This window comes from Tessaracoccus yangjingae (assembly GCF_054483935.1).
In genome coordinates this window covers 869,104-881,561 of the sequence record NZ_CM137014.1, presented here as the reverse complement: position 1 = coordinate 881,561, position 12,458 = coordinate 869,104, and the positions used below count along the sequence as shown (strand labels likewise).

Below are 12,458 nucleotides of genomic sequence, written 5' to 3'. Positions count from 1 at the left end.
CCCGCCCCGCCGGGGCTCAGGCGATTCCGTGGCGGGGCTCGGCGAGGGCGGGTGCGGCCTCGGCGCGCGACTGCAGCAGATCCAGCCCCAGTCCCCTGGCGAGGTGGCGCGCCACCAGCTGGCCCTTGACGCTGTTGCCGGCCTCGTCGAGCGGCGGGGCGAACGTGGCAAGGCCGCCCTTACCGGGGGAGATGGTGACGATCCCGCCGCCGATGCCGCTCTTGCCCGGAAGGCCCACCTCGTAGAGCCAGTCCCCCGAGGTCTCGTAGAGCCCTGCCGTCAGCATCACCGCCAGGACCGGGTGGCAGAGCTCCTCGTCGATCACCCGTACCCCCGTGACCGGGTTGACCCCGCCGTCGGCCAGCGTGGCTCCCATGGTGGCGAGGTCTCTGGCGGTGACCCGCAGGCAGCTCTGGCGGGTGTACAGGTCGAGGGCGAGGTCCGGGTCCGCGCCCAGGACCCCCCGGCTGTGCAGCAGGTTCACCGCCGCCCGGTTGACGTGATTGGTGGCCGACGCGGACGCGTAGGTCTCCTCGTCCACCTCGAGAACCCGGCCGGCGAACGCCGACAACCCGTCGAGAATGGCGGTCCACTTGGCCTCGCCGTCGCCGGGCACCAGGCTGGTGGCGGTGATGGCCCCGGGGTTGACCATCGGGTTGGTCCGGCCGTCCGGTGAGCGCTCGACGGCGGCGGCCGAGTTGAACGGCAGGCCGGTGGCGTTGGCGCCCACGCTCCGGCGGGCCCCCGCGGCCCCCAGAGCGCGGCACACGAGCGCGAAGACGAAGGGCTTGGCCACGCTCATGATGGTGAACGGGTGGTCCGCGTCACCCGCCGCGAAGACGGCGCCGTTGACGCCCACCACGCAGACCCCGAACAGGCCGGGGTCCGCTGCGGCGAGCGCCGGATACACCTGCGAGGGCCGCCCCTCGGCGGTGTCGCGGTACCGCTCGTGCGCCTGGGTGACCAGGGCCGAGACGGTGGACGCACCCGGGAGGCTTCCCGTCGAGACATGGGAGGGAATGCGGGACGCCTCCCGGGTGCGGGTCATGGGACGCGCCTGTCAGGCCTTGAAGTTCAGCGCGAAGTCGATGAGCAGGCGGGTGCCGAAGCCGGTCGTGCCCTTGTTCCGCCACTTGCTGGCCGACCACGACTGCGCCGTGCCCGCGATGTCGATGTGGACCCACGGCTTGCCGTCGACGAACTCCTCGAGGAACAGCGCTGCCGTGATGGTGCCGGCGTTCGCGCCGCCCATGTTGCGCAGGTCCGCGAGCTCCGAGTTCAGCTCGGGGCGGTAGCGGCGGGCCAGCGGAAGCTCCCACACGGGCTCGTCGACGCGCTCGGCCGCGGCCTTCACCTGATCCATCAGGCCCTCGTCGTTGCCGAGCACGGCCGCGATCTCGGTGCCGAGCGTGCGCATCGCGGCGCCGGTGAGGGTGGCGATGTCGACGATGGCGTCCACGGGCTCCTCGGTGGCCAGCACCAGGGCGTCGCCCATCACCATGCGGCCCTCGGCATCGGTGTTGATCACCTCGACGGTCTTGCCGCCGCGCATGACGACGATGTCGCCCAGGCGCAGCGCCGAACCCGACGGCATGTTGTCGGTGCACATGAGGTAGCCGGTGACCTGTGCGGTGCAGCCGAGGTCGCGCAGCACGGTCATGGCGGCGAGGATGGCCCCGGCGCCACCCATGTCGTTCTTCATCACGGCGTGCACCTCGTCGCCCGGCTTGAGCGCGAGTCCGCCGGCGTCGTACATGATGCCCTTGCCCACCAGGGCCAGCTTGCCGGTGGGCTCGCCGTCGGGGCGGTAGACCAGCTTGATCATGGCCGGCGGCTCCACGCTGCCGAGGTTGATGCCGAGCAGTCCGCCGCAGCCGAGTTCGACGAGTTCCTCCTCGCCGAAGACCTGAACCTCGAGGCCGGCGTCGGGACCCAGCTCGAGGGCGAGTTCGCCGAGCTTGGTGGCCGTCAGCATGCCGCCCGGGGTGCCGGTGAGGTCGCGGGCGAGCTTGGTTGCCTGCACCAGCAGGAGGGCGCGCGCCACGGCCGCCTCGACCGCCGGCACGTAGCCCTCGTCGCACACCAGCGCGAGGGCCGTGAGCTTCGCGTCCGGCCCCTCCTGACCGATGCGGTAGACATAGCGCGCCAGCGCTGCGCCCTCGACGGCGGCGATCACCGTGTCGGTGACGCTCGCCGGGCCCTCCGGCAGCACGATGCCGAGCCGGTCCTGCCCCGGCACCGCCCGGGCGAAGTGCGAGACGACGTCGCGCAGCACCGTGGCGTTGGCGTCGTCGCGGGCGCCACCGCCCACCAGCACCGTCAGGGGACCGTCGGCCCCCACGAGCACCAGGGTCTTGCCCACTGAGGCGTCGAAGCCGAGGGCGGAGGCGCGCTCGACCGTGATGCCGCTCGGCGCCGGGGGCCGCTCGCCCGCGAAGACGATGTGGGCCACGGCGTCGATGCCGTCGGGGAGCTCACCCACCGTGACCGTCAGCTCACGGGCGGGAAGGGAGAACGGGGGGTACGGGGCTGCGTGGGTCATGGGTTTCCTTCGGTGTCGCGATTGATGGGCGGTGGGCGCGCCGTCAGGCGCGGGTGAACTGGACGGCGATGGCGTCGTCCGCGGTGCGCATCTCGAGCGTGTCGCCCTCGATGCTGAACGTGGAGGCACTCTCCAGGGCGGCCACGATGGCGGCCTCCTGATCCATGAGGCCCTCGGGCGCCATGCAGGCCATCTGGGTGGTGGCAATGGTGCCGAACGAGATCTCGCCGTCGCCCGCGGTATAGGAGCCGATGATGCGGTTGCAGCCGCCCGTGCCGGACAGGGTGCCGTCGTCGGCGAAGGTCAGGTCAGCCTCCGTGCCCTCCAGCAGGCTGACCTCGGCGGAGCCGTCGTTGTAGGAGGTCAGGCTCCAGGCGGTGCCGGCCAACTCCTGCGCCTGCGCGGCGAAGGTGCCGAGCGCCGCGCCCCCCTCGTCGTTGAGGGTGAGGGTCTCACCGTCGACGGCGAACCCTCGGGCATCGGTCAGCGCCGTGAAGAAGGAGGCCTCGAGAGCCATCACGTCGTCCGCGCAGGCCATCATGGTGGAGGGGAGGGCGTCACCGACCGTGAGGGTGGCGCCGTCGATCTCGTAGGTTCCCGCGAAGCGGTTGCAGCCGCCGGAGCCGAAGAGGGCGCCGTCGTCGGCGAAGTGGACGGTGACCGGGGAACCGTCGGCCGGCGCCTCGCCCGCAAGATCCTCGAGCAGCCAGGTGACCCCCGCGAGGTCCCCCTCGGACGGTGGGGAGGCCGGGGTCGCGGCTGCGCACGAGGCGAGCAGCAGCGAGGCCGCCACCACCGCCGTCGTCCAGAGTGCCTTCGCCATTGATGTTCTCCTTCGTGGTCGGCCAAGCCATCGTTTCCCCCGATCCCGCCCTGGACATCACCCGAACTGGGTAGTCCGCGCACCACACCCATGTGGCTACGCTGCATGCGCGGGTCGGCCCGCCACGCACGTGAGAGGACCCACATGGAGCAGAACATCCCCCTGGCCATCGCGCTGACCGTGGTCACGACGGTGTTCTTCGCTCTCGCGGCAACCGTCCAGCACACGGTGGTGGGCGAGCAGTCGGACGGCGGCGGCCACGACACGAGCCTGAGCGGCGGGCAGCTGTGGGCGCTGGTGCGCTCCCCGCGCTGGTGGCTCGGCATGGTGCTCAACGGCGTGGGCGCGATCATCTCGGTGGTGGCGCTGCTGATGGCGCCGGTCAGCGTCGTGCAGCCCCTGGCGATCCTGGCGGTGCCCTGGACGGTGCTGCTGGCCAGCCGCATCCACGGCCACACGCTCCCGCTGAAGCTGTGGGGCGCCGTGGGCCTGGCGGTGGCCGGCACCATCTGGTTCGCGGTGGTGGCGGTGCGGCACGCCGTCGAGGAGGACGTGTTCGACGACACCTACCTCGTCGTCGGCGCCCTCGCCGGTTTCGCGGTCGCCGGTGGGCTCGCCCTGGCGGGCTGGCGGGGCCCGCAGGCCTGGCGATGCTTCGCATGGGCCTCGGCCAGCGCCACGATCTTCGGTCTGGAGGCCGGCCTGATGAAGGCGGTCGGGGAGATCGTCACCGACGGGGGCTGGGCGCAGTCACCGACCTTCTGGACGGTCGCCGTGATGATGGTGGTGGGCTCGCTGGCCGCGACGGCCTTCATGCAGCAGGGCTACGCCAACGGCCCCGCCGAGACTGTGGTGGGCGCCATGAACGCCGTCGGACCCATCGCGGCGGTGCTGTTCGGTTTCGCGGTCCTCGGCGAGGGGGCGGAGATGACGCCGTCGGCGGCCGTGATGATGGTGATCGCGGCAGGCGTGGCGGTGTCCGGCGTGGTGTTGCTGTCGCGGTTCCACCCGGCCACGGCGTCGGCGAAGCTCGCGGACTGAGGAAGCTGGCGCGCGTAGGCTTGGCTGCACCTGGAAGGACGGGCGATGAAGGCCGTTGTTGTCTACGAATCACTGTGGGGAAACACCGCCGCGGTGGCGCGAGCCGTGGCCGAGGGGATCGGGGAGGGCGCCGTCGCACTGCCCACCAAGGAGGCGGGCACCGACGAACTCGCCGGCGCGGATCTGATCGTGGCAGGCGGGCCGGTGTTCGCGTTCCACCTCTCCTCGGAGCGGACGCGGCAGGACATCGCGGATCACCCGGAGCCGGGCGCACCAGAACCTGACCTCAGCGGGCCGTCGATCCGCGCGTGGCTGGACGCGCTGCCCGTGGGCTCGGCCGCGTTCGCCTCCTTCGACACCGAGGTCCGCGGACCCTTCGGCAAGGGTGCGCCGACCATCGCGAAGGAACTCGAAGGGAAGGGCTACCGCAGCGTGGCCAAGCCGGAAGGGTTCATCGTGCAGGGCAAGTACGGCCCGCTGAAGGACGGCGAGCTGGACCGGGCCCGACGGTGGGGCGCGTCCCTGCGCGCGGCGCTGTAGCCCCTCCCCCCGGTCAGGACCGGGCAGACTGTCGCCATGAACGCCCTCGACATCCTGCTCGACGCCGCCTCCCGCCCCCTCGAGTCCCTTGATGCGCTCGGCCCGCGCCTCACCGACGAGGTCCTCAACGCGCACCCCGCCGGCCACCCCAACTCTGTGGCCTGGTTGCTCTGGCACACCGGGCGCGAGATCGACCTCCAGCTGGCCCACCTCACCGGCCTCGACGAGATCTGGACCCGAGCCGGGTTCCGGGAGCTCTTCGCCCTCGGCGAGGTGGGTGACGGGATCGGCTACGGCCACACCGCCGACGAGGCCCGCGCCGTCGTCGTGGTGGATCCGCAGCTGCTGGTCGACTACGTGACGGCCGCGGTCGACGCGTTGATCGACTACATCCGCACCCTGGACGAGTCCGCCCTCGACGACATCGTCGACCACCGCTGGAACCCCCCGGTGAGCCGGAGCGTGCGGTTGGTGAGCATCATCGACGACGCGGCCCAGCACATCGCCCAGGCCGCCTACATCTGCGGCATGCCCCGCACCGCCGCCGGCTGACCGGCGAGGGGATGTCCGATGGCGCCCAGCTCTAAATGTCATGCTCAAGGTCGAGTACGACCTCAGACGTGACATTGAGGGAACCACTGATCAATCACTGTCGGGGGCGCGTGATGGCGCGAACGGTGCGGGTGTTGTCCATCATCGACGGGGTGTTGTCCGCATCGTCTCCCGGCCTTGCGCGCGTCGCCCGAACTGGCAACCTCGGACTGGTGCAGCCCAGGCAGTTCCTCAACCCCGGTCTCGAGGCCCTCATCCGTGCACAATCGGGGGTGATCGCCACTGACCAGCTCATCGGCGGTGGCCTGACAGCCACCGTCGTCCGGCGGATGTCCACCAACTGGGAGCAGCCATCGCCGGGGATCTTTCTGACCACCGCCCCGACGTGGCTGGCCGCGGCCTGGGCCGGGCTTCTGCGCGGCGGACCGACGGCGGCACTGGGCGCCGAGGCTGCTGCCTACCTGCACAAGGTGGTCCGCGACGAACCCCCGGCCCTCGCGGTCTGGGCACCATCCAGGAGGCGTGACTTCACAGTCGGCACCTGGATGGTGGAATTTCGACGGGGGCACCCCACTTCCATGGGTACCCCACCGCGCACCACCGTCGAGCGATCACTGATCGACCTGGCGGGGCAGGCGACGGAGGACGCGGCAGTCGCGGCGGTCGCTCGGGCGCTCGCCCAGAGCAAGACCACTCCCGAGCGTGTTCTCTCGGAGCTGCGATCCCGCGAACGCACCCGCCATTCCGCCGTCCTGACGGAGCTGTGCACCCAGGCTGGGCAGGGGATCGAGAGCGCCCTGGAGTGGCGGTTCAGCCGCCAAGTCCTTGCGAGACATCGACTCCCACCCGGAGAGCGACAGGTGGTGGACGCGTCGACGCGCATGGACGTGCGCTACGTGGCGCAGCAGCTCGTGATCGAGCTCGACGGAGCGCGCGATCACACCGACTGGTCGAAGGACATGCTGCGCGACAACAAGCGACTCCTCGACGACGGCGCACTCACCCTCCGCTACGGCTGGAATGCAGTGGTGGGACAGACCTGTGCCGTGGCTGCGCAGGTGGCCACGGCTCTGTCGTCGCGGGGGTGGGAGGGGCGGGTCCGACGGTGCCGGCGCTGCCCGAAGGACTAGACACCACTCTCGGAAGACTTCGTTGATCAGTACTTCCCTCTATCTGTCACGCTGAGGGTCGAGTACGACCCTCAGCGTGACAGATAGCTGATCGGACGCGCGAGGATGCGTCGGGCCGGCCGGGTCAGGTCTGCGGGATGGGGCGGCCGGGGAAGAGCTCACGGAACTGGCGCTCGAACTGCCGCTTCCCGACCAGGCGGTACATGAACCTGATCGGCATCGGCAGCTCGTCGAACATCTGCCGCGACTCCCCAGGCGATGCGGCCAGCATCATGCCCAGCTGCACGAGGAGCCGTGACTTCGGGATGGCGTCCATCGAATGGTCGCCGAGGTGCTTCCACTCTTCGGCCGTGATCACCTTCTCCGCCACGGGCACCACCTCGACGACCTCGCGGCGGAGGTGGACCTTGAGCACGCGGAGCAGCTCGTCGTAGGCGTCGGCGAGCTCCGCACCGAGCTTGGGATCGGCGCTCATTCGCCATGCGGTGAGCAGCGGCGCGGCCTTCGCGAGCAGCCGCGACACCTCCGCATGGTGCGCCCGCATCTGCCCCACGTGCAGCGCGCAGCCCGGGGCCCGTTGCTCGAGCCGGTCCCACAGGAGTTCGTCCTCGGACTCGTGATGCGTGTGCAGCGTGGCGTCGATCTCCGCAAGGTAGTGGCCCACGAACTCGGAGCGTCGCGAATCCCATGCGGGGGTGGAGCGGATCAGCGCAGGAGCGTCGGTGTAGCCGTACAGGAACGCGTTGTGCACCACGCGCATGTCCGCGGTCCCGTTGCAGAGCTGTGGCCCGCCGGGGATCGGCGGCGCGCTCTCGCCCGGGGCGGCAACGTAGAAGTCGGTCATGGTTCCCCTTCGTCTCCGGGCGCTACGGCACCCCTGCGGGCCATTGTGGGAACGACGGGGTGGGCTGGCAATGGGCGGCGGGATCGCGCTGTTCGCGCGCGCGGCGGTTGTCCGGGCGGAGGGTGCGCGAGGCTACAAAGGCGCCTTCACACGAGTCCTCCAACCCGAGTCCTCGAACCGGGCGCCCGGGGTTCCGACGCAGCAGCGGGCGCTCCGCGCCCGGGGTTCCGACGCAGCAGCGGGCGCTCCGCGCCCGCGGCTGGCTCAACCACCGGGAAGGGACCGGCCACCACAACCAGCGAGACGGCACCGGCCAGCACAGGCCGGCCGCAGCAGCGGAGGCGCCGGGGTCAGCCGATGTCGTGGACCGCCGCCTGGAACCACGTCCGGTACTCGATCGACGTCCCGTAGATCGCCGTCGGATCGAAGGTCAGCTCGTCGCCGCCGGAGAGGGCGAACTGATGCGAGTACCAGCGTTGGAGGCCGTCGGGGATGGAGTCGTCGTCGTTGGCCTCCTTGACCATGATGTGGGCCAGCGCCTTCTCTCCGGTGATCCCGCGGATGGCCAGGGTGTCCATGATCTCGCGCTCGCCGTCGGGCATCAGCGTGTCCGACGCCGGTTCGAGGAGGCGCTGGATCCGGTACTTGACGAAGTCGTTGGCCGCAGCGGACGGGGGGTAGGCGAAGACCTTCGCGGGGTCGTTCGGGAGCCTCACGAGGAGCGGGTGGGCCGGCACCTGCGGGCCGTACTGCCGGTGGTGCCGGCCGATGATGTAGATCTTCACGCCCCGCTTGAGCAGCCCCGGGATGACGTCCTTCCCCACGGCCGGCGGTGGCCCCACCCGCTCCGGCTTGGGAGCCGTCTCCCCCTCGGCCGCGTTGCCGCCGTCGACCTTCTTCTTGGGCCGGTAGTCGTTCTGCACGCTGTTGAGGTTCTGCGGCTCGACGGCGACGATGGCCTTGAGGTGCTCACCCAGCTCCTTGCCCACGTTCCACAGGTCGTAGCCGGACTCGCTGAAGCCGGAGTAGACCAGCTTGTCGCGGGTCAGGAGGGTGTCGCCGCCGTGGAGGGTGAGGGCGGTGTTGGTCTGGATGAGGGCGAGGACGGCGTCGGAGGTGCGCCGCACGTGCGCGGTGACGGCCGCGCCGTACCAGCCGGAGGCCGACGACGACGCCAGCCCGGTCCGCTGCGGCACCAGGAGGAACTGCGCCGGCCTCACGTCCCCGCGCTGCTCGAACGCCCGCTGCAATCCTGCAGGGATGGACCACTGCATGGGCGTGACCTGTCCCGTGCGGACTCCGGATCCGATGCGCAGAATGCACAGCACGTTGCGCCAGAAGGTGACGGTGGGGAACCGGGAGAGCAGGCCCGCCACGGCGGTGTCCGGCACCGGCGGCATGAGGTACTTCATCAGCGCCCTGCCGTCTCCCTTGAAGTACTCGCCGTTCCCGGTGAGGTACTTCTCGTCGTCGGGCAGGTTCTGGCCCTCGCGGTTGTCCGAGGGCTGGAGGAAGATGTGCGGCGACACCGATGTCGCGGCCACCAGGTGCTTCGGGAAGACCGCGTGCCAGATCAACGGAACTCCCGCGGTGTGCGCCAGGACGCGCATCGCCAGCGGCGCGTCGCGGGTGACCGCCTTGTACAGCTCGTAGACGGGGTTGTCCGCGTGGAGCGCCCACCAGCCGTCGGTGATGTCCAGCATGAGCGTGTTGACCTCCACGCGCCCGGCCGCGACACCTCCAGCCCCCACCAACGGGTGCACCAGCAGGTTGCTGATCCGCAGCCTCCCGAGGGCGTCCACCCAGCCTCCCGGCGCGAACCGGTACCCCGGCGGATCGCCCTCGGCGGGCGCCGACGCGATCAGCCGCTGCACGATCCGCAGCGCGGTGAACCGCGTGCCGCCCAACGTCACGGGAACGGTGTAGGTGAGGTCCACGAAGGTGGCGACGACGCCCGGCGGGAAGTCGCCGGGCTGCAGCTCGACGACGAACGTCCCGGGCCCGGGTCCCCTCACCCCCGCGAAGGAGCGCGACGACCCGTCCGCGAACCCCACCTTCGCCTCCAGCTCCGCGCCCGCCAGCAGGAAGTGGGTGCGGTTGTCCGCGACGAGCCCCCCGTGCCGCTGCGGAGCCACCGTGATCTTCACGCGCTCACCCGGCGATCGGGATCTGCCTGCCGGTGATGGGGTCGTAGGCCACTTCCACGGGCACGATCTGGTCCGTGGGGAGCACCTCGGTCCACTGCGCCATGATCTGGAAGTTGGTGCTGCCGCCCTCCTCCGGCGACGTCGTCGGCGTGGCCTTGAAGGACCGCTCGAGCGGATAGAAGCCGTGCTCGTACACCTTGTCGATGGGGGTGGCCCACACCTTGTCCCCGTCGTCGATGCCGCTGCGGTCGGGGAACAGGGCGACGGTGCGGCCCTCGACGTGCTTCTCGCCGACGCGCTTGCACAGGTAGCGGATGGCGTCGCCGACCGTCGGTGGATCCTGCGCCGGCTCCGCGGTGCCGGCCAGTCCGTCGATGATCTCGTCGGCCTCCTCTGCGCTGCCCGCGTAGGTGAAGCCGAGCCCTTCCGTGCCCTCGACGTCGGCCTTCGTCAGCCAGTTCATCGCGGCCTCCTCCTTGCCCGGCCGCACCGGCATGACGGCGCGCACCCAGGAGGCGTTGAGGAAGCGGTTGCGCTGGTCGTCGCCGTCGAGCTGCAGCAGCCAGCCCAGCGAGCTGCCCAGCCGGGCGGGCTCGGACTTGCCGGTGATGAGGTAGTTGTCCTCGCGGGCCTGCCCGCTCCAGGCCACCACCTTGTCGGGGCCGAACTCGTAGGTGCCGTCTCCGACCACCAGGCCGGAGCGGGCCCGCGGCTTCCACCATTCGGGCGCCACGAAGTACAGCATGCGGTCGATGTCGAAGATGGCGTTCAGCACGGTGGCGTAGGTGTGGCGCTGCTGGTCGCTCGCGCGCTCATACCAATGGTTCGGGTTGGAGCCCGAGCCCGCCATCAGGTCGGCGATGAGCCGACGGTAGACGACGGTGCGCTCCTCCTCGCGGAGATCCTCGAACCGCCGCTTCCTCAGCGACGCCGCCAGCTCGATCCGCTCCTGGGCCGCCGCGTAGAACGCGGCCTCCGTGGCCTTCGACTTCGCCGCCTGCACGTCCAGGTCCACCTTGGTGCGCGCCGACTTGTTGGCGTCGGCGATGTGCTGCAGGAACGCCGGTGTCGGGGCGAGCGACACGGAGCCGCGCAGGTCGATCTCCTGCGGCTCGTCCCAGTCCAGCCCGCCCTGGCCCCAGCCCAGGATCACCTCGATGTCGGCGCCGCCGAGGTACTTGGCGAGGTACTGGTAGGAGTTGAACTGCCCCTCGCCGCGCGCGGACAGGCACTGCAGTTGGAACACGTCTCCCGGCTTGAGTTCGAAGGCATACCCGTCTGGCACGTCGACCGTGATCTTGCGGTGCCCGAGCAGGATGCCCTCGGGGCGGTTGGCGGGGTGGCCCTTGTGCCCCACGCGGTTGTCCTCGCCGGCCCAGGCCACCTTCAGGTCGAACGGGATGCCCGGCTTGCGCTCCGGGGTGGGCAGGTCCGTGGGGTAGGGCGGCGGGGTGACGTCGGGCTGCTTGGCGATGTGCACGAGGCTGGCCAGGCCGAGCTCGCGGGCGGGATCGTCGACGAACGTCTCCCAGCAGAGGTAGGTGCCGATGTCCTGCACCTGCACCCCCACCCGGCGCATCTTGCGGCGCAGCTCGTAGTTCTGCAGCTTGAGCCCGGGGTTGCTGATGACGTAGCGCTTGCTGGACACGTCGGTGGTCTCGGTGACGGTCTTGAACGTCGACTTGTAGCTGGACCGGATCTCCGTGCTGAGCTTCTCGGACTGCTCGCGCATCCGCTTGTAGGTGGTGTCGCGGGCCTCGGACTGCGTGTTGTCCAGGTTGAACGTGCCGGTGGCGGTGGCGTCGCCGGTGGGCCACGACTGGTTGACGGTGGTGGAGAAGCCCAGCTTCGAGTCCGACTTGTTCTCCTCCTTGACCGCCTGGCTGACGTCCTCCTGCCGCTTGTCCTCGATCTCCCGCTTGGTCGTGGAGGACTGCTCGGTCTCCACCGTCTGCTCAACCAGGGTGCGGCGGGTGCTGGACTCGATCAGCTCCACCGTCGTCCCCGGCGTCAGCCACACGTGCCCGACGGCGGGGCCGAGGAACGTGTCCAGCTCGAAGAAGAACTGGCGGAAGTAGTGCACGATGCCCAGCGGGGACACCCCGACGCCGGTGAGGCCGTCGCGTGGGTCGAAGTTGAGGAACGGGTCGTTGAGGCGGTCCTGCAGCGCCTTGAACTGGGCGAAGACCGCCTCAGGGTCGGGCGCGGGGGCGAACAGCAGCGAGCTGAGCACCTCCACCGCGCCGGCGTTGGCCAGGTCGATGAGCGCCGCGCCGAGGCGGGACTCGCGGTCGATGACCGCGTACATGAGGTCGAAGACGCGTTGGGAGTGCTGCCCCGCCGACTCCCCCGGCCGCTGCGGGTTCAGCTGCCAGAGCTCGTTGGCCCACTCGGACCACGCGCGGATCGTCGCCCTGTCGGAGTTGCCGTAGGCCTCGCGGACGGTCTCGTCGTTGACCAACTCGCGCCATCGATCGGGATCGGTCGGGACGGGGTTGCCGCCGAGGCGCTCGAGGATGATGCGCTGCAGCTCGGGGATGATGAAGGTGCCCGAGTCGGCGGGCACCACCCGGGGCTTGGCCGACGAGGCGAGGCGGCCGAGATCGAAGCCCTCGACGTGCCGGTCCTCCGGCGGGCCCCCGTAGGTGTTGCCCGTGACGTACTTGGCGAGGATCTCCTTCATGAGCGGCGAGAGGGAGCCGCCGAGGTCTCGGGTGATGCGGTCGGTCTTGCGCTTCGAGGCCCACCCGATCATCGGGCGGTAGGTGCCGAACAGCTCGCTGGCATAGGGCAGGCGGCCGACGGCGAACTCGAGCGACTCTCTGGGCATGGCAACCTC

10 protein-coding genes are annotated in these 12,458 nt (G+C 70.5%); 4 read left to right on the top strand and 6 right to left on the bottom strand.

Annotated features, from left to right (window positions below):
- Positions 1-16: 16 nt before the first annotated feature.
- The 3 genes from glsA to ACX1D3_RS03860 are packed head-to-tail and all read right to left on the bottom strand — an operon-like array spanning position 17 to position 3,365.
- Positions 17-1,048 (bottom strand): glutaminase A, encoded by a 1,032-nt coding sequence (glsA, locus tag ACX1D3_RS03870; RefSeq protein WP_458995670.1) that lies wholly within the window; start codon positions 1,046-1,048, stop codon positions 17-19.
- Positions 1,049-1,060: 12 nt separating this feature from the next.
- On the bottom strand, positions 1,061-2,542 hold the full coding sequence (locus ACX1D3_RS03865; RefSeq protein WP_458995669.1) for a leucyl aminopeptidase family protein: 1,482 nt from the start codon (positions 2,540-2,542) through the stop codon (positions 1,061-1,063).
- A 43-nt stretch (positions 2,543-2,585) separates the two neighbouring features.
- The gene (locus tag ACX1D3_RS03860) at positions 2,586-3,365 is read right to left on the bottom strand and encodes an META domain-containing protein (RefSeq protein WP_458995668.1); all 780 of its coding nucleotides are present in this window, start codon (positions 3,363-3,365) and stop codon (positions 2,586-2,588) included.
- A 144-nt stretch (positions 3,366-3,509) separates the two neighbouring features.
- Here ACX1D3_RS03860 and ACX1D3_RS03855 point away from each other — a divergent pair, with 144 nt between their 5' ends.
- The 4 genes from ACX1D3_RS03855 to ACX1D3_RS03840 all read left to right on the top strand — a co-directional run bounded on the left by ACX1D3_RS03855 (position 3,510) and on the right by ACX1D3_RS03840 (position 6,628).
- Positions 3,510-4,406, top strand: coding sequence for a DMT family transporter (locus tag ACX1D3_RS03855; protein ID WP_458995667.1), 897 nt, complete (start codon positions 3,510-3,512; stop codon positions 4,404-4,406).
- A 45-nt stretch (positions 4,407-4,451) separates the two neighbouring features.
- Positions 4,452-4,946, top strand: coding sequence for a flavodoxin family protein (locus ACX1D3_RS03850; protein WP_458995666.1), 495 nt, complete (start codon positions 4,452-4,454; stop codon positions 4,944-4,946).
- Between the two features lie 36 nt (positions 4,947-4,982).
- Positions 4,983-5,498, top strand: coding sequence for a mycothiol transferase (locus ACX1D3_RS03845; RefSeq protein ID WP_458995665.1), 516 nt, complete (start codon positions 4,983-4,985; stop codon positions 5,496-5,498).
- A 212-nt stretch (positions 5,499-5,710) separates the two neighbouring features.
- Positions 5,711-6,628, top strand: a complete 918-nt coding sequence (locus tag ACX1D3_RS03840; RefSeq protein WP_458995664.1) for a putative endonuclease domain-containing protein — start codon at positions 5,711-5,713, stop codon at positions 6,626-6,628.
- A 124-nt stretch (positions 6,629-6,752) separates the two neighbouring features.
- On the opposite strand, the gene ACX1D3_RS03835 is transcribed toward ACX1D3_RS03840, so the two are convergent.
- The 3 genes from ACX1D3_RS03835 to ACX1D3_RS03825 all read right to left on the bottom strand — a co-directional run bounded on the left by ACX1D3_RS03835 (position 6,753) and on the right by ACX1D3_RS03825 (position 12,449).
- Complete coding sequence (locus tag ACX1D3_RS03835; protein WP_458995663.1) at positions 6,753-7,472, bottom strand: hemerythrin domain-containing protein; 720 nt, start codon at positions 7,470-7,472, stop codon at positions 6,753-6,755.
- Between the two features lie 350 nt (positions 7,473-7,822).
- Entirely contained in the window at positions 7,823-9,619 is a 1,797-nt protein-coding gene (locus ACX1D3_RS03830; protein WP_458995662.1) for a DUF2867 domain-containing protein, read from the bottom strand.
- Between the two features lie 4 nt (positions 9,620-9,623).
- Complete coding sequence (locus ACX1D3_RS03825; RefSeq protein ID WP_458995661.1) at positions 9,624-12,449, bottom strand: hypothetical protein; 2,826 nt, start codon at positions 12,447-12,449, stop codon at positions 9,624-9,626.
- Positions 12,450-12,458 lie beyond the last annotated feature (9 nt).